This is a genomic window from Variovorax sp. RKNM96 (assembly GCF_017161115.1).
Taxonomy (GTDB): Bacteria; Pseudomonadota; Gammaproteobacteria; order Burkholderiales; family Burkholderiaceae_C; genus Variovorax.
In genome coordinates, this window is record NZ_CP046508.1 from 333,371 (window position 1) to 350,920 (window position 17,550).

At 68.7% G+C, this 17,550-nt stretch carries 17 protein-coding genes; 14 read left to right on the top strand and 3 right to left on the bottom strand.

The annotated features are described in order from the left end of the window. From GNX71_RS01555 to GNX71_RS01565, 3 genes are read left to right on the top strand one after another with little or no spacing between them, the layout of a single operon-like run. Positions 1-1,599 carry an ABC transporter ATP-binding protein gene (locus GNX71_RS01555; RefSeq protein ID WP_206176698.1) on the top strand — a complete coding sequence of 533 codons (1,599 nt, stop codon included), beginning with the start codon at positions 1-3 and terminating at the stop codon, positions 1,597-1,599. Continuing rightward, entirely contained in the window at positions 1,590-2,261 is a 672-nt protein-coding gene (locus tag GNX71_RS01560) for an isochorismatase family cysteine hydrolase (protein ID WP_206176699.1), read from the top strand. The genes GNX71_RS01555 and GNX71_RS01560 overlap by 10 nt, the downstream gene beginning before the upstream one ends. 29 nt (positions 2,262-2,290) lie before the next feature. Then, the gene (locus GNX71_RS01565) at positions 2,291-3,037 is read left to right on the top strand and encodes a GntR family transcriptional regulator (RefSeq protein WP_241027129.1); all 747 of its coding nucleotides are present in this window, start codon (positions 2,291-2,293) and stop codon (positions 3,035-3,037) included. A 131-nt stretch (positions 3,038-3,168) separates the two neighbouring features. On the opposite strand, the gene GNX71_RS01570 is transcribed toward GNX71_RS01565, so the two are convergent. Both GNX71_RS01570 and GNX71_RS01575 read right to left on the bottom strand, forming a co-directional pair. After that, on the bottom strand, positions 3,169-4,131 hold the full coding sequence (locus GNX71_RS01570; RefSeq protein WP_206176701.1) for a tripartite tricarboxylate transporter substrate binding protein: 963 nt from the start codon (positions 4,129-4,131) through the stop codon (positions 3,169-3,171). A 40-nt stretch (positions 4,132-4,171) separates the two neighbouring features. Continuing rightward, positions 4,172-5,413: a flavin-dependent oxidoreductase gene (locus tag GNX71_RS01575; protein WP_206176702.1), complete on the bottom strand. Its 1,242-nt coding sequence runs from the start codon at positions 5,411-5,413 to the stop codon at positions 4,172-4,174. A gap of 97 nt (positions 5,414-5,510) precedes the next feature. Here GNX71_RS01575 and GNX71_RS01580 point away from each other — a divergent pair, with 97 nt between their 5' ends. Further along, on the top strand, positions 5,511-6,422 hold the full coding sequence (locus GNX71_RS01580) for a LysR family transcriptional regulator (protein ID WP_206176703.1): 912 nt from the start codon (positions 5,511-5,513) through the stop codon (positions 6,420-6,422). Here the strand turns inward: GNX71_RS01580 and GNX71_RS01585 are convergent. Further along, entirely contained in the window at positions 6,419-7,321 is a 903-nt protein-coding gene (locus GNX71_RS01585) for a LysR family transcriptional regulator (protein ID WP_206176704.1), read from the bottom strand. The genes GNX71_RS01580 and GNX71_RS01585 overlap by 4 nt on opposite strands. 137 nt (positions 7,322-7,458) lie before the next feature. On the opposite strand from GNX71_RS01585, the gene GNX71_RS01590 reads away from it, so the two are divergent. The 10 genes from GNX71_RS01590 to GNX71_RS01635 are packed head-to-tail and all read left to right on the top strand — an operon-like array spanning position 7,459 to position 17,539. Beyond that, positions 7,459-8,289 carry an isochorismatase family cysteine hydrolase gene (locus GNX71_RS01590; protein ID WP_206176705.1) on the top strand — a complete coding sequence of 277 codons (831 nt, stop codon included), beginning with the start codon at positions 7,459-7,461 and terminating at the stop codon, positions 8,287-8,289. Positions 8,290-8,300: 11 nt separating this feature from the next. Then, positions 8,301-9,365 (top strand): ABC transporter substrate-binding protein, encoded by a 1,065-nt coding sequence (locus GNX71_RS01595; protein ID WP_206176706.1) that lies wholly within the window; start codon positions 8,301-8,303, stop codon positions 9,363-9,365. A 14-nt stretch (positions 9,366-9,379) separates the two neighbouring features. Then, a complete protein-coding gene (locus tag GNX71_RS01600) occupies positions 9,380-10,171 on the top strand; it encodes an SDR family NAD(P)-dependent oxidoreductase (protein ID WP_206176707.1) in 792 nt (263 codons plus the stop codon). A gap of 10 nt (positions 10,172-10,181) precedes the next feature. Further along, positions 10,182-11,651, top strand: coding sequence for an allantoinase AllB (gene allB, locus GNX71_RS01605; protein WP_206176708.1), 1,470 nt, complete (start codon positions 10,182-10,184; stop codon positions 11,649-11,651). Next, positions 11,648-12,796: a ring-opening amidohydrolase gene (locus tag GNX71_RS01610; protein ID WP_277401881.1), complete on the top strand. Its 1,149-nt coding sequence runs from the start codon at positions 11,648-11,650 to the stop codon at positions 12,794-12,796. Before allB ends, GNX71_RS01610 begins: the two co-directional genes overlap by 4 nt. An 8-nt stretch (positions 12,797-12,804) precedes the next feature. After that, a complete protein-coding gene (locus GNX71_RS01615) occupies positions 12,805-13,701 on the top strand; it encodes an ABC transporter ATP-binding protein (protein WP_206176709.1) in 897 nt (298 codons plus the stop codon). Further along, positions 13,698-14,474, top strand: coding sequence for an ABC transporter permease (locus GNX71_RS01620; RefSeq protein WP_206176710.1), 777 nt, complete (start codon positions 13,698-13,700; stop codon positions 14,472-14,474). The genes GNX71_RS01615 and GNX71_RS01620 overlap by 4 nt, the downstream gene beginning before the upstream one ends. Positions 14,475-14,479: 5 nt before the next feature. Then, positions 14,480-14,893 carry a DUF3830 family protein gene (locus GNX71_RS01625; RefSeq protein WP_206176711.1) on the top strand — a complete coding sequence of 138 codons (414 nt, stop codon included), beginning with the start codon at positions 14,480-14,482 and terminating at the stop codon, positions 14,891-14,893. Positions 14,894-14,916: 23 nt separating this feature from the next. Then, a complete protein-coding gene (locus GNX71_RS01630) occupies positions 14,917-15,972 on the top strand; it encodes an ABC transporter substrate-binding protein (RefSeq protein WP_206176712.1) in 1,056 nt (351 codons plus the stop codon). 43 nt (positions 15,973-16,015) lie between these two features. Beyond that, a complete protein-coding gene (locus GNX71_RS01635; RefSeq protein ID WP_241027130.1) occupies positions 16,016-17,539 on the top strand; it encodes an amidohydrolase family protein in 1,524 nt (507 codons plus the stop codon). The last annotated feature ends 11 nt before the right edge of the window (positions 17,540-17,550 follow it).

Consider the following 17,550-nt stretch of genomic DNA (forward strand, 5'->3'; position numbering starts at 1 on the left):
ATGAGCACCGACGTGCCCCACGCCATCGGCGCACTGCCTGCGGGCAGCGGCGCGCTCGCGCTCGACACCTACGAACTGACCAAGCGCTTCGGCGCCTTCACCGCGATGGACCGCGTGACGATGCGCGTCGAACCCGGCACGGTGCATGCGCTGCTCGGCGAGAACGGCGCGGGCAAGAGCACGCTGGTGAAGTGCGTGGCGGGCTTCCAGCGCGCGGAGGAGGGCAGCATCCTGATCGACGGGCGCGAGCAGGACATCGCCAATCCCATCGTCGCGCGCGCATTGGGCATCGGCATGGTCTACCAGCACTTCACGCTGGCGCCGGGCATGACGGTGGCCGAGAACCTGCTGCTGGCCGGCGGCAAGACGCCCGCGCTGATCGACTGGAAGACGAAGCGCGCGGAGTTGAAGGCGTTTCTCGCGACCACGCCCTTCAGCCTCGACCTCGATGTGCGGCCGTCGGAGCTTGCGGCGGGCGAGAAGCAGAAGCTCGAACTGTTGAAGCAGCTGTACCTCAAGCCGCGCCTCCTGATCCTCGACGAGCCCACCTCGGTGCTCACGCCGCAGGAGGCCGACGAGGTGCTGGGCCATGTGCGCGAGTTCGCGCGCAGCGGGCTGTGCACCGTGCTCATCATCACGCACAAGTTCCGCGAAGTGATGGCGTATGCGGACAGCGTGACGGTGCTGCGAAGGGGCAAGGCAGTGCATCACTGCCGCGTGGCGGACACGAGCCCGGCGCAATTGGCGCAGGCCATGATGGGTGGCGAAGAGGCGGCGGTTGCAGCGCCGGCTTCGTTGCCTATCGTCAGGAAGCCCGTGGCCGATGCGGCACCCGTTGCACTGAAGGTCGAAGGCCTCCAGGCCCAGGGTGACCGCGGCACGCTCGCACTGCATGACCTGAGCCTGGCCGTGCGCGCGGGAGAAATCCTCGGCGTGGCCGGCGTCTCCGGCAATGGACAGCGCGAACTGGTCGAGGCCCTGGTCGGACAACGCCCGCGGCTGGCCGGCCGCGTGACCGTGATGGGCCAGCCCTACAACGCGCGCCGCGCCGAGAACCGCAGCCTCAAGGTCCGCAGCCTTCCCGAAGAGCCGCTGCGCAACGCCTGCGTGGGCGACCTCAGCGTGGCGGAGAACATGGCACTGCGCGATTTCGACAGGCCGCCCCTGTCGCGCGGTGGCGTGCTGAATTTCCCGTACTGGCGCAGCCGCGCACGCGAATGGATCGCCGAGTACGGCGTCAAGACGCAGGGCGAGGGCGCAGCGATCCGCAGCCTCTCGGGCGGCAATGTGCAGCGCGCGGTGCTCGCACGCGAACTGGCCGGCGACATCAATGTGCTGATCGCGGCGAACCCCGTGTTCGGCCTCGACTTCGCGGCCGTCGCGGAGATCCACGAACGCATCGTGCAGGTGCGCGAGAAGGGCGGGGCGGTGCTCTTGATCAGCGAAGACCTCGACGAACTCCTCGAACTGGCGGACCGCATCGTCGTGATGAGCGAAGGACGGATCGTGTTCGAGACTCCGGCGGCGGGTGCCGAGCGGCATGTTATCGGCGCACACATGGGCGGTGGACATCACGAGCCGGAGCCAGCATGCGCATAGAAGAAGCCAACCCCTTCGCCTACGAATTCGAGCTGGCGCGCACGGCGCTGGTCCTCATCGACATGCAGCGGGACTTCATCGAGCCCGGCGGCTTCGGTGAGACGCTGGGCAACGATGTGTCGCTGCTCGAAGCGATCGTCCCGGCGACGAAAGCTGCCCTGGCGGCGTGGCGCAAAGCCGGCGGCCTGGTGGTCCACACGCGCGAAGCGCACAAGGCGGACCTCTCCGATTGCCCGCCCGCCAAGCGCAACCGCGGCAACCCGACCCTGCGCATCGGCGACGAAGGCCCGATGGGCCGCATCCTCGTGGCCGGCGAGCCCGGCAGCCAGATCATCGATGCGCTCGCGCCCATCGACGGCGAGCTCGTCATCGACAAGCCCGGCAAGGGCATGTTCTACGCGACCGGCCTGCACGAACTGCTGCAGCAGCGCGGCATCACCCACCTGCTGTTCGGCGGCGTCACCACCGAAGTCTGCGTGCAGACCAGCATGCGCGAAGCCAACGACCGCGGCTACGACGGCCTGTTGCTCGAGGACTGCACCGAGAGCTACTTCCCGGCCTTCAAGGCGGCGACGCTCGACATGATCCGTGCGCAGGGCGCCATCGTCGGGTGGACCGCGCCGAGCGCGGCGTTGCTGGCTGCGATCGACAACGCGGCATGAAGCCGGTGCCAGCGACTACCATCCCCCACGTGTCTACCGTCCGACCCCGCCCAGCTTCCCCCGCGCCCACGCCCGCAGTCGATGCGGCCGTTTTTCGTACGCGCGCCGACGAGGTCTACGCGCAACTCAAGCGCGACGTGGCCGAGTTCATCCTCGTGCCCGGCGACCGCTTCACCGAGAACGAGATCAGCGACCGCCTCGGCGTGTCGCGCACGCCGGTGCGTCAGGCGCTGTTCCGGTTGCAGCAGGAAGGCTTCGTCGAGGTGCTGTTTCGCAGCGGCTGGCGCGTGCTGCCGTTCGACTTTGATCAGTTCGAGCAGCTCTACGACCTGCGCATGGTGCTGGAGACCACCGCGGTGCACCGCATCTGCGAAGCCGACCACCGCGTCGACCGCAGCCTGCTCGACACCTTGGCCGGCATCTGGCTCGTGCCGGTGGCCGAGCGCAGCACCGACACCGCGCAGGTCGCGCAGTGGGACGAAGCCTTTCACTGCGCGCTCGTGGCCGCGGCGGGCAACGCCGAGATGGCACGCGTGCACAGCGACGTGACCGACCGCATCCGCATCATCCGCCGGCTCGACTTCACGCAGCAGCCGCGCATCGAAGCCACCTACGACGAGCACGCGAAGATCCTCAAGGCGATTCGCGCGAACCGGGGCGATCAGGCCGCGATGCTGCTGCGCGCGCACATCGAGACCAGTCAGGCGGAGGTGCGCAAGATCACGCTGCACCAGGTGCATCTGGCGCGGCACGCGGGCAAGACGGCGCCGCGCTAGGGGTTGGCTCCTTCCCCCTCTGGGGGAAGGTTGGGATGGGGGCAAGCGGCCCTCGTCAAAGCAGCAACCTTTGCCAAGGCCGCGTGCCCCCACCCCCGCCCTCCCCCGGGAGGGGAGGGAGAAAGACAGGGTCAGTCCGCGGTGATGTTCCCTCGCTTGACCACCGTCGCCCAGCGGTCCGCATCCTTCTTCACCAGCGCACCGAACTCCGCCGGCGTCGAACTCGCCGGCACCATGCCCTGCGACTCGAAGGACTTCGCCACCTCGGGTTGCTTGAGCACCGCCGCGATCTCCTTGTTGAGCCGTGCCACCACCTCGGGCGGCGTGCCCTTGGGCGCAAGCACGCCGTACCACATGTCGATGTTGTCGGTGGGAATCCCGGCCTCGGCGAGCGCCGGCACATCGGGCAACTGCGGCAGCCGCTTGCTGCTGCCGGTGGCGATGGCCTTGAGCTTGCCGACCTGGATGTGCTGCAGCGCCACGTGCACCGGCAGGAACATGTAGTCGATGCGCCCGCCCAGCAGGTCGGTCACCGCGCCGGCCGTGCCCTTGTAGGGCACATGCAGCAGGTCGGTACCGGTGCCCTGCATCAGGAGCGCCATCGACAGGTGATGCGGCGTGCCGACGCCCGGCGTGGCGTAGGTCAGCTTGGCCGGCTCCGCCTTGGCCGCGCTCACCATCTGGGCGACCGATGTCGCCTTCTGCACGTTGGGGTTGGTCACCAGCAGCAGTGTGCCCCACGAGGTGAGCGACACCGGCGCGAAGTCGGCCACGGGGTCGTAGCTCAGCGACTTGTAGAGGCTGCGGTTCATCACCAGCGTGTTGACTTGCACCATCAGCGTGTAGCCGTCGGGCTTGGCGCGCGCCACTTTCTCGCTGCCGATGTTGCCGCTCGCGCCCGCGAGGTTCTCCACGATCACCGGTTGGCCCAGCAGCGCCGGGAGCCGGGCCGAGAGTTGGCGCGCCACGAGGTCGATGCCGGTGCCGGGCGTGTAGGGCACGACGAGCGTGATCGGCTGGTCGGGCCACGCATGGGCCGCTGCTGCGCTTGCCGCGACGAGCAGGGTGGTGAGGGTCCTGGCAATGAATCGCATGGGTCGTCTCCGTCTTGTTCTGTGAAGGAAGTGCTGGCGCTCAGAGGTACGAGGCGCGCGCCTTCAGCGCGACCGGGTCGTAACCGGCCACGCGCTTGTAGTTGTCCGAGATGGCCTGCAGCTCGGCCTGGCTCACCACGTCCTCGATCTGCCCGAAGCGCTTGCCGCCCGAGCGCTCGAACACCTCGCGCAGGATCGCGTCGGGCGGGTTGCTGCGGTTGGTCAGCACCACGTTGGTGGTGGCCTTCACGCGCACGCGGTCGTAGTCTTCCAGTGCCGCGGTGCTCACGCCCAGGTCCTTGAGCGCGCCTGCGAGAAAGCGCGCGTCGATGATCGCCTGCCCCGCGCCGTTGGAGCCGCGCGGCACCATCGGGTGCGCCGCGTCGCCCAGCAGCGTGAGGCGGCCGTGCGTCCAGCGCGGCAGCGGGTCCTGGTCGACCATCGGGTACTCGAGGATGGTGTCCGAGGCGCGGATCAACGCAGGCACGTCGAGCCAGTCGAAGTGCCAGTCGGCGAAGGCGGGGAGAAAGTCCTCGAGCCGACCAGCGCGGCTCCAGTCGCGCATCGCGGGCTGCGGCGCGTGGATCTCGGCGACCCAGTTCACGAGCTGGTGGCCTTCGGCGTCGATGTCGTTGCGGATCGGGTAGATCACCATCTTGCCGACCGCGAGCCAGCCCGCGCGCACCATGCTCGCGCCCGAGAGAAAAGGCTTCCAGCGCGTGGTGCCGCGCCACATGTTCACGCCCGAATAGCGCGGCGCGCCTTCGTTGGGATAGAGCTGCTTGCGCAGCGCCGAGTGGATGCCGTCGCAGCCGATGGCCACGGCGCCGCGCACGGCGGGTGCATCGGCGAAGTGCACGGTGACGCCACCCGCGTCCTGCGTCACGCCGGTGCAGCGGTGGTTGCAGACCACGCTGTCCGCGCCGAGGCGCTTGAGTGTTTCTTCGAGCAGCACCGTTTGCAGATCGCCGCGGTGAATGGAGAACTGCGGCCAGTCGTAGCCCGCATGCTCGCCCGCCGCTTCCTGGAAGATCAGCTGGCCGTGCTTGGTGAAGAAGATCGACTCTTTCGTGCGCACGCCCACCGCGTCCAGCTGCGGCAGCAGGCCGAGTTCGGTCAGTTCGCGCACGGCATGAGGCAGCAGGTTCACGCCCACGCCCAGGGGCTTGAGTTCGGGCACGGCCTCGTACACGCGGCACGGAATGCCGGCCTGGTGCAGGCTCAGCGCGAGGGTCAGGCCGCCGATGCCGGCGCCCAGGATGATCACTTGCTTGTCGTTCATGGCTCTCGAAGGGGTTCCGTTTGTCTCGGGTCGTATTGGGAACGGAAGTTCGCCATTTGTGAAATTTAGATGTGCTATGGATTTATCATGAATCCTTATGAACCTCTCGACCCGTCAGATGCGCGCCTTCCTGCAGGTGGCGCGCCTCGGCAACTTCACGCGCGCGGCCGAGCAGGCGCACATCACGCAGGCGGGGTTGAGCATCCTGATCCGGGAGATGGAGCGGCAACTGGGCTGCCGGCTCTTCGACCGCACCACGCGGGTGGTGACGCTCACGCTATCGGGCCGGCGGCTGCTGCCGGTGGTGGAGCGGCTCGTCACCGACCTCGACGACGTGGCCGCGCAGCTTGGCGCCGAGGGCGACGCGGCGCGCCAGACCCTGCGCATCGCGGCCACGCCACTGGTGTCATCGCACTTGCTGCCTCAGGTGTTCAATACTTTCCGCGAGGCGCATCCGCAGGTGAGCCTGCGCCTCTTCGATGCCGACCTGCGCGACGTGGAAGCGATGGTCACGGCCGGCGATGCCGACATGGGGCTCGGCTTCTTCTTCAAGGCCGCAACGGGCCTGGAGCGCACGCCGGTCGGGCGCTTTCACCTGATGCGCGTGGCGGCGTCCACTGAAGAGGCCGATGAAACGCCGGCCATCGGCACCGCGCCGTGGTCCGCGTTGCGTACCGCCGAACTCATCGGCCTGCCACCGGGCAACCCGATCCAGAAGGTGATCGACCAGCACCTGGTGGCCACCATCGGCCGCGCCGATGCGCAGCGGCCCACCTTCAATTTCTTCGGCACGCTGATCTCGATGGTCGAGGCCGGCTTCGGGACTGCCGTGATGCCGACCTTCGCGCTCGCGGCCTGCCGCCGTCACCGAGTGCGCACCGACGTGCTGGTCAAGCCGAAGGTGGGGCTGGATTTCTACCGCATCGCCAAGCGCGGCGCGCACGAGACCGAGGCGATGCAGGCTTTCGTCGCGACGCTGGAGAAAGCGCTGCCCGCGCTCTCGCGTTAGTCCGCTCCGGAAGGCTCGGTGAGCCGCTTGCGCAGGAATTCCGCGAACGCATAGGCGATCACCGGCAGCTGCCGTCCGCGCAGGCTGGCCAGCACCAGTTCGCCGCGCGGAAAGCCGCGGTCCTCGATGTCGCGGGCCACGATGTTGGGGTCTTCGGTCCGGGTACCGATGGCCATCTGGAACGAGATCGACTGGCCGTCGTACAGGCAGCCGCGCAGGAACTCGAAGCTGTTGCTCTCCACCATGGCCCGGATCGAGGTGGAGCTGCGCGCGAGAAAACGCTCGAGCAGCTGGCGCCCGCCCGTGTCGCGATTCGGCAGCACCACCGGGTAGTCGGCGCAGTCGCGCAGGCGCAGGGCCTTCGCCTTGGCCAGCGGATGGCGCCTGTGCATGATCGCCATGAGCTTCTGCTCGACCGCGCACACGCGCTCGATGTCGGCCTCCGGCGCGAGGTTGAACACCAGCGCGAGATCGGTCTCGAAGCTGCGCAGCGCGCCGGCGGCCTGCACGTGATCGCCGATGCGCGCATCGAAAGCCACCAGCGGATGCGTCTGGCCGAAGTCGTTGATGGCGGCCGGCAGGAAGCGCGGCGCGAGCGCCTGGCTCGCCACCAGCCGCACCGAGCCGCGCCGCAAGCCCTGCAGCTCCTCGATCTCGGAGCGCACGCGGTCCAGCTCCGACGCGCGCCCCCGGATGTAGCGCACGAACAGCTCGCCCGCCGCGGTGAGCCGCATGCCGCGCGGCAATCGCTCGAAGAGCGGCGTGCCCAGTTCCTCCTCGAGGTCCTGGATGCGGCGGTTGACGGCGGAGGGCGCGACGTGCAGGCGCTCGGCCGCCTGGCGGATCGAGCCGGCCCGGGCGACCTCGTCCGCGTAGCGCAGGAAGCGAAGGTGGTTCATGCCTCAACCGTTGCACGAAGCGCGCCAGAAACACGCGTGGCCGTCGCCGCAACCGTTGCCGCAACGGCAACGCACAGCACGCGAATCGGTACGGATGAGGCGCACCTTTTGGCACGGCCGCTGCATGCCTTTGCGGCATGACACGCCGATCCACACCTTCGCGCACCAATGCAGCGCAAGCGCCCGCCCGCTTCGGGCCGGCGCCCCACAACGCCTGGACGCTGGACGCCGGCCGGATCAGTCTGGTGCGTGCGCCCCAGCGGCCGAGGCCCGTGCAGATACCGGCCGAGCCGCAGCCGATCGAGTTCGACCTCGCGCGCAGCGCGCTCGTCGTGGTCGACATGCAGAACGACTTCTGCCACCCCGAGGGCTGGTTCGCGCAGAAGGGCATCGGCATCCGTGCGGCGCGCAAGCCCATTGCCGTCATCGCCCGGCTGCTGCCGGCGTGGCGCGCGGCCGGCGGCACCGTGGTGTGGCTCAACTGGGGCATCCGCGCGGACCGCCTCAACCTGTCGCCCACGGTGCAGTTCAAGGGCAAGCGCAGCGTCGATGGCGTCGGCTATGCGGAGCATTCGCCCATCGACCACGGCCCCTCGCTGGTGCAGGGCGAGTGGGGCGCGCAGGTGATCGACGAGCTGGCCGTCGAGCCCGGCGACATCACCGTCCACAAGCACCGCCTGAGCGGCTTCTGGGACAACGAGCTCGACAGCGTGTTGCGCCAGCAAGGCATCACCACGCTGCTGTTCGCGGGCATCAACACCGACCGTTGCGTGTTCTCGACGCTGCAGGACGCGAACTTCCTCGGCTACGACTGCGTGCTGCTGAAGGACGCGTGCGGCACCCCGTCGCCCGCCTATGTCACGCGCGGCATTCATTTCATCGTGCAGCAGCTGCACGGGTTCGTGGCGACCGCCGAGTCGCTGCTTGCTTCGCTCTCTTCTTTTTCCTCTCCCTCCAAGAAACGCTAGGAGTACTTCGCATGCCGCTGTCTTTCTTTTCCAGCCCGCGCTTCGTGCGCTCGCTCGCTTCGCTGGGCGCCGCCGCCGGTCTGGCCCTGGCGGCCACTTGCGTCGCCGCTCAGGTGCCCGTCAAGCTCGTGCTCAACTGGAAGTACGAAGGCCCGCAGGCCTGGTTCTTCGTGGCTCAGGACAAGGGCTACTTCAAGGCCGAGGGCCTGGACGTCCAGATCGATCAGGGCGAGGGCTCCGCTGCCTCGATTCCCAAGGTCGCGGCCGGGGCCTACCAGGCGGGCTTCGGCGACCTCAACGCGCTGATCGACCTGGCATCGAAGCGCCCGGCCGACGCGCCGGTGGCGGTCTACATGATCTACAACACGCCGCCCTTCACGCTCGTGGTGAAGCAGGACAGCCCCATCAAGGCGCCCAAGGACCTGGAAGGCAAGACCATCGGTGGCCCCGCCAACGACGGCGCGCTGAAGCTGTTCCCGGCCTTCGCGAAGCTTGCCAAGGTCGACGCCGCCAAGGTGACCATCACCAACATGGCGCCCAACCTGCGCGAGCAGATGCTCACGCGCGGGCAGATCGACGCCGCCTTCGGCTACGTGACCACCGTGAGCTTCAGCGCCAAGGCGATGGGGCTCGATCCGGCCAAGGACCTGCGCTTCATCCGCTACGGCGACCACGGCATGGACCTGTACTCCAACGCGGTGTTCTTCTCGCGGGCCTTCGCCAAGTCGAACCCCAAGGCGGTGCAAGGCTTCGTGAAGGCGCTGAACCGGGCGGTGAAGGAAGTCATCGCCGACCCGGACATGGGCATCGACCACGTCATGAAGCGCGAGCCGCTGCTCAAGCGCGAGGTCGAGAAGGAAAAGCTGTTCGCCACGCTGCGCAACGACATGAGCCACCCCGAAGTGGCCCGCATCGGCCTGGGTGACGTGGACGACGCGCGGCTGAAGAAGTCCATCGACATCGTGGTGGACGCCAACCAGCTGCCGCGCACGCCGGCACCGACCGAGGTGTTCGACCGCAGCTTCCTGCCCGCGCGCGCCGAGCGCCCCTCCAAGACATTGAACGAATCGAACTGAAAGCGAGAAACGACATGGACCTGCAACTCAAAGACAAAGTGGCACTCATCACCGGCCCGGCCAAGGGCATGGGACGCGCCGTGACGCTGGCCTTCGCGCGCGAAGGCGCGAAGCTCGTGCTGGCCGGGCGCGACACCGGCGCCATCGAACCCGTGGCCGCCGAAGCCCGCGCGCTCGGCGTGCAAGCCGTGGTGGTGCCCTGTGACCTGACCGCAGGCGCGCAGACCGAGGCCTTGGCCGCACATGCGCTGGAGGCCTTCGGCCGCATCGACGTGCTGGTCAACGTGGCCGGCGGCTCGGGGCCCATCGGCAAGACCGGCTGGGAAACCACCACGGCGGAGTTCGACGAGATCGTGCAGCTCAACATGACCGGCTGCTTCAACACCATGCGCGCCGTGTTGCCCTCGATGATCGAACGCAGGAGCGGCAAGGTGGTGAACGTGGGCGGCACCTTCGGCATGCGCGGGCGCGCCGGCCGCATGGCGTACTCGGCTTCCAAGTGGGGCCTGCGCGGCATCACCAAGAGCTTTGCGCTGGAGGCCGGGCCATACGGCATCAACGTGAACTGCGTGGCGCCCGGCATGGTCGACGGGCCGCGCTTTCGCGAGAAGGTGTGCGCCAACATGGCCGAGAAGCTGGGCATCACGCTGGAAGAAGCGATGACGCGGCACGCGGCCGACTACGCGCTGCGCCGCGTCTCCACCGATGCGGACGTGGCCAACGCCTGCCTCTTCATGGCGAGCGACGTGTCGCGCCAGATCACCGGTGTCGACCTGCCCGTCGATGGCGGCTGGGCGATGCTCTGAGGAGGCCACGATGAAAGAAGTCAACCTCGTCATTCGCGGCGCGCGCGTCGTTTCCGCGGACCAGATCATCGAAGCCAGCGTGGCCATTGCCGGCGAGCACATCGTGGCCGTCGGCCATGACGACACCATGCCCCCCGCACGAGAGGAGATGCGCGCCGACGGGCTGTACCTGCTGCCGGGCGCCATCGACAGCCACGTGCACTTTCGCGACCCGGGCTACCCGAACAAGGAAACCTGGAAGACCGGCTCGGCCGCTGCCGCCATGGGCGGCGTGACCACCGTGTTCGAGATGCCCAACACCAACCCGTCGACCGGCACCGTCGAGGCGCTGCGCATCAAGCAGAAGGCGGCCGAGTCGTCGTACTGCGACTTCGGCATCCACGGCCTGCTGGGCGACGACACGGTCGATCGACTCGAGGAACTGCTCGATGCGGGCGTCACCAGCTTCAAGGCCTTCGTCGGCAACACCTTCGGCAACCTGCCCGCGCCCACCGACGGTGCGCTGCTCGAAGGGTTCGAGACGCTCGCGCCGCTGGGCATCCGCACGGTGGTGCATGCGGAGAACTCGTCGATCCTGCAGCGCCGCCAGAAGAAGATGCAGGCGGCCGGCCGCATCGATGCCATGGCCCACCTGGCCGCGCGGCCGGCCGTGGCCGAGATCGAGGCCATCGGCCGCGTGCTCACGCTGGCCGAATGGACCGGCGCGCGCGTGCACATCGCGCACCACAGCGCGGCCGATTCGCTGTTCCTGCTGCGCGAGGCCAAGCGCCGCGGCGTCGACGTGACGGCCGAGACCTGCCCGCAGTACCTGCTGCTGAACACCGGCCACATGCTCAAGCTGGGCGGCGTGATGCGGCTCAACCCGCCCATCCGCGAGGCGCGCCACAACCAGCCGCTGTGGGACGCGCTGATGGACGGCACGCTCGACATGATCGCCACCGACCACGCGCCGCACACGCCGGAGGAGAAAACCCGCGAGAGCATCTGGGACTGCGACTGCGGCTTTCCGGGCGTCGAAACCCAGATGCCGCTGATGCTGACCGAGGTGAATCGCGCGCGCGCCACCCTGATGGACTACGTGCGCTGGAGCGCGGTGAACCCGGCCAAGGCCTGGGGCCTGTACGGCACCAAGGGCGTGATCGCACCCGGCGCGCACGCCGACATCGCGATCGTCGACATGCAGCGCTCGGGCACGCTGTCGCAGAACAAGCTGCAGAGCATCAGCAAGATCTCGCCGTGGAACGGCCGCGCGGTGCAGGGCTACCCGCTGCACACGCTGCTGCGCGGGCGCTTCGTGATGCGCGAGGGCAAGCTGGTGACCGATGCGGTCGGTTGGGGGCGGTCGGTGAAGGGCGTGCAGAAAATGCCCGCTCCCAAGCCGCGCAACACCGAGCACTACAGCAGCGCGATCCTGCAGACGCCGCCCGGCGTGCCCGCGACGGCCGTGCCGGCAGGCACGGTGGACTGGGACGCGGCATGAGCACCGCGCGCGTGCAGCAGGTGCAGGTCTGGCGCATTCCGTGCAGCGGACCGGGAGACCTGGGTGGCGTGAAGGCGCTGATCGATGCGGGCGAGATCGTCGCGGCCGACATCGTGGCGGTGATGGGCAAGACCGAAGGCAACGGCTGCGTCAACGACTTCACGCGCGAGTACGCATCGACGGCGTGGTGCCATCTGCTCGCCCCCGCGCTTGGCTGCACGCCCGAAGCGGTGCACGGGCGCGTGGCGCTGGTGATGTCGGGCGGCACCGAGGGTGTGCTGTCGCCGCACTTCACCGTGTTCGCGCGGCGCTGGGTGTCCGCTGCATCCGCCGTCCAGGGCAAGCGCCTGGTGGTCGGCATCGCGCAGACGCGCGACTTCCTGCCGGAAGAAATGGGCCGCGCCGCGCAGATCGACGCCACCGCCGAAGCCGTCGCCGAGGCCATGCGCGATGCCGGCATCCGCAGCGCGGACGACGTGCACTTCGTGCAGGTCAAGTGTCCGCTGCTCACCTCGGCCAAGGTGTCGACGGCGCTGGCGCGCGGCGCGGCGCCGGCCACCCACGACAGCTACGAATCGATGGGCTATTCGCGCGGTGCGTCGGCGCTCGGCGTGGCGGTCGCGCTCGGTGAAGTCGCACGCAGCGAGATCAGCGACGCCAGCGTGATGAGTGACTGGCGGCTGTTCTCCGCGCGCGCCTCGGCGTCGGCCGGCATCGAGCTGGAGGGCAACGTCGTCATCGTGCTTGGCGAGGCGGAGGGCAGCGCATCCGGGTTCCGCATCGCCCACGCGGTGATGCGCGATGCGATCGACGCCGAGAGCGTCCGTGCATTGCTGCGCAATGCCTTCGGCCTCGACGCGGAGCGCGATGCGCAGGCGCTGTCCGCGCGTCTCGTGAACCTGCTCGCGAAGGCCGAGGCCAGCCCGGACGGCCGCGTGCGCGAGGCCCGTCACACGATGCTCAACGACTCCGACATCCACTCGACCCGCCATGCGCGCGCCGTGGTGGGCGGTGTGCTGGCTTCGGTGGCCGGCCACACCGCGCTGTATGTGTCCGGCGGCGCCGAGCACCAGGGGCCCGCGGGCGGTGGGCCGGTGGCCGCGATCCTGCGGATGGACGACGACACGGCTTTTTCTTCTTCTTGAAAGACCTCATGGGCAACGCATTCATCCAACTGTCCGACGTGATGCTGCGCTACGGCGGCGGCACCATCGCCCTGGACCGCACGACGCTGGACATCGACAAGGGCGACTTCGTCGCGCTCGTGGGCCCGAGCGGCTGCGGCAAGTCGACCATCCTGAAGCTGGTGGCGGGCCTGCTGCGGCCGAGCGCGGGTGCGGTGATCGCCGGCGGGCGCGAGGTGGGCGCGGCGGGCACCGTGGTTGCGGCGGGCGCGCATGCGTCGCCGGCGCCGCGTCTTCGCATCGGCCTGGCCTTCCAGAACCCGACCATGCTGCCGTGGCTCACGATCCGCGAGAACGTGATGATCCCGCTCAAGATCGTCGAGCCCTTCCGGCAGCACTACCGCAGCAAGAAGCGCGGCGAATACGCCGAACGCGCCGACGCGTTGCTCGCCCAGGTGGGCCTCAAGGGCTTCGGCGACAAGCGGCCGTGGCAGCTGTCGGGCGGCATGCTGCAGCGCGCCTCGCTGTGTCGGGCGCTGGTGCACGAGCCCGAGCTGCTGCTGCTCGATGAGCCCTTCGGCGCGCTCGACCAGTTCACGCGCGAAGAACTGTGGGACATCATGCAGACGCTGTGGATCGCCAAGCGGCCGACCGTGCTGCTGGTAACGCACGACCTGCGCGAATCCGCCTACCTGGCCAACCGCATCTGCGTGATGAGTGCGCGGCCGGGGCGCATTCTCGAAACGCGCGAGGTGGGCTTCGCGCGGCCGCGCACGCTGGAGAGCAGCTACGCGCCCGAGTTCGCGCGCCTGGTGCAACAGCTGCGCATGCGCATCGCCGAGGCGCGTCGCGAGAGCGATGCCGTGCCGGCTGCACCGGCATTGGCACCGACACAGGCGCACGCGCTTGAAGAGGTGGCCGCATGATCGCGCCGCTCACCCGGCAACGCCTGCTGTCCGCGGGCGCACTGGTCGGCTTCTTCGTGCTGTGGGAGGTGGTCTGCCTGGCTTTCGGCGTGTCCGACCTGATCCTGCCGCGCCCGAGCCAGATCGCTCTGGTGCTCTTCCAGAAGATGCCGCTCCTGTGGCCGCACACCGTGCAGACGCTCTACACCACGCTGGCCGGCTTCGTGCTGGGGGTAGGCGCGGGCATCGTCATCGGCGTGGTGATCGGCTCGTCGAAGCTGGCCTACGACGTGACCTATCCGCTGCTGGTGGGTTTCTCCAGCATTCCGAAGGTGGCGGTGGTGCCGCTCTTCGTGGTGTGGTTCGGCGCGGGCACCGTGCCGGCGATCCTGACCTCGATGGTGATCAGCGTCTTCCCGGTGGTGGTGAACGTGGCCACCGGCCTCGCGAGCACCGAGCCCGAGCTGGAAGACGTGCTGCGCGTGCTCGGCGCGAGGAAGCGCGACATCCTGTGGAACGTGGGGCTGCCGCGCGCGCTGCCTTATCTTTTCGCCTCGCTCAAGATCGCGATCACGCTCGCTTTCGTGGGCACGGTGCTGAGCGAAACCGTTGCAGCCAACCAGGGCATCGGCACGGTGATGATGATTGCCAGCGGCAACTTCGACGTGCCGATGGTGTTCGCCGGGCTCTTCCTGCTCGCGGCGATGGGCGTGGCGCTGTATGCCATCTCTTCGCTGGTCGAGCGGCGCACGACGGGCTGGGCCCAGCGCAAGACCGACATGGCGATGGCATGAACGTCATGAACGATCTCATCCAGATCACCGCCGGTGGCCTGCGCTTCGTGGCGCAGATGCACCTCGACGCACCGCTCACCGTGGCGGCCTTTCGCAAGCTGTTGCCTTATCGCCAGAAATTGATCCACGTGCGCTGGAGCGGCGAAGGCTGCTGGGTGCCGATGGGCGATTTCCAGCTGGGCGTGGGCTTCGAGAACCACACCAGCCACCCCTCGGTGGGCGACATCCTGTTCTACCCCGGCGGCTACAGCGAGACCGAGATCATCCTGGCCTACGGCGCCTGCAGCTTCGCCAGCAAGATGGGCACGCTCGCGGGCAACCACTTCCTCACCATCGTCGAAGGGCGGGACCAGTTGCGCGCGCTCGGCACCAAGGTGCTGTGGGAAGGCGCGCAGGACGTTCTCTTCGAAGCCATCTGATTTTCAACCCACGAAAGCCTCGCATGTCCTCTCCAGTGTCCCGCCGCGCGGCGGTCGTCGCGGTGTCCGCCGCATTGGGCGCATCGCTCGCGGCGCTTCCGGTGCGCGAATCGCGCGCGCAGCCGCTCACGCCCATCAAGTTCGTCCTCGACTGGAAGCTGCAGGGCATCCACGCCTGGTATTACCTGGCCGAAGACCGGGGCTACTTCGCGGCCGAGAAGCTCGCGGTAACGATCGACCAGGGCGACGGCTCCGCGGCCACCGTGACCAAGGTGATGGCCGGCGCCTACGACGCGGGCTTCGGCGACGTCAATGCGATCGTGCAGAACGGGGCCGCCAGGCCCGGCGCCGCGCCTGTGATGGTCTACATGATCTACAACCGCGCGCCCTTCGCCCTCATCGTCAAGTCCGGCAGCCCCATCAGGACGCTGAAGGACCTGCAGGGCCGCACGCTGGGCTCGCCGGCCGGTGGCGCGGCATTGCGCATGTTCCCGCTGATGGCGGCCAGCAACGGCGTGGACGCGAGCAAGGTCAAGTGGACGAACATGGCGCCCAACCTGCAGGAACAGATGATGCTCAAGGACCATGTCGAAGGCTCGGCCGTGTTCTCCGTGACGAGCTACATGAACCTGGTGGCGCAGGGCGTGGACCCGGACAAGGACATCCGCTGGTTTCACTACGGCGACCACGGCGTCGACCTGTACGGCAACGGCGTGCTGGTGTCCCGCCAGTTCCTGAAGGACAAGCCGCAGGCCGTGGCCGGGCTCGTGCGCGCCATCAACAGGGGATTGCGCGACACCGTGGCCGACCCCGATGCGGCGATTGCCGCGCTGATGAAGCGCGAGCCGCTGCTCAACGCGGCGCTGGAGAAACGGCGCCTGCTCTACACGCTTCGCACCGTGATGCTGACGCCCGAGGTCGCAGCCAACGGCATGGGCGATGTGAGCGATGCGCGCATGGCGCGCGCCATCGGGCAGGTCATGGAGGCGTTCGAGCTGGCGAGCGCACCTGCGGCTGGCGAGGTCTTCGACCGGCGCTTCCTGCCTCCGCTGGCGGAGCGCAAAATCGCCGCGCCGTAGGCCCAGGGACAGACATACGCAACCCGACGACGAAAGAAACGCCATGCCCGCTCCGATGCACGACGGCCCGCTCGACTGCGCATGGCTGCTGGCCGATCCCGGCGCGCAGCCTGCGCAGTCCGATGTACGCATCACGCTGGAGGGCGACCGCATCCGCTCGATCGTTCCGCTGGCCAACGAAGGCGGTAGTGCCGGTGGGCCGCGCCTGCTCGCGGTGCCGGCGCTGGCCAATGCGCACGACCATGCACGCACCTTTCGCAGCGCCACGCTCGGCGCCTTCGGCCAGCCGCTCGAGAGCTGGTTGCCGTTCCTGGGGGTGGTGCCGGGCATGGACCCCTACCTTTGCGCGGCGACCTCGTTCGCGCGTTCGGTGCGGCATGGTGTCGCGAACCTGATGGTTCACTACACGCGCGTGCAGGGCGGCATGGCCTATGTCGACGAAGCCGAGGCGGTGGCGCGCGCGGCGCGCGATGTCGGCGTGCGCATCGGCTTCGCCATCGCGATGCGCGACCGCCACGGCATTGCCTACTGCGACGACGCGAACGTGCTCGCGGCGCTGCGCCCGGGCATCCGCGATGCGGTCGCCGGGCGGCTCGCGGTGAAACCGGTGGCGCCTGCGCAGCAGCTCGCGCTGGTCGACGAGGTGGCACGCATGGTGGACGAGAGTGGCCACGGCGAGCACGTGACCGTGCAGTACGGCCCGACCGCGGTGCAGTGGTGCAGCACGCCGCTGCTCGAGGCGATTGCGCAGGCATCGGCCGACACGGGCCGCCCGGTTCACATGCACCTGCTCGAGACGCGCTACCAGCGCGACTGGGCCGATGCCAATCACCCCGGCGGCATCGTCCGCTTTCTGGACGACATCGGCCTCCTGACGCCGCGCCTCACGCTCGCGCACTGCGCCTGGGCCCGGCCCGAGGACCTGGCGCTGATCGCCGAGCGTGGCGCGACCATCGCGGTCAACACGAGTTCCAACCTCGGGCTCAAGTCGGGCATCGCGCCGGTGCCCGACATGTTGAAGCATGGCTGTCGCATCGCCATGGGCCTGGACGGCATGGCCTTCGACGAAGACGACGATGCATTGCGCGAGATGCGGCTGGCGTATTCGCTGCATCGCGGCTGGGGCTACGACACCACGATGACGCGCGAAGCGCTCTGGGCCTTCGCATCGCGCAACGGCCCGCGCAGCGTGCGTGGCATGCGAGGTGGCCTGGCCTCGGGTGGGCGCATTGCGCCCGGCGCCACGGCCGACCTCGTGTTGCTGGACTGGGACGCGCTCGACGACGACGCACTGTTCGCCGATACCGATCCGCTCGATCTGCTCCTCGCGCGTGCCAACGGTGGCCACATCGCCAAAGTGCTGGTCGGCGGGCGCCTGGTGGTCGATGCGGGCCGCGTGCAGGGAGTCGATGAGCCCGCATTGCGCGCCGAACTGCTGGCGCGCATGCGCAGCGCTCTGGCTGCAGACCATGCCGGGGCCACCTCGTGGCGCGACACCGTCAGGGCGCTGGCGGACGACCTCGGGCCGTTCTATCGCCGCGGGCAGATGATGGGCGGCTGTTGCTAGGCAGCCCGCCT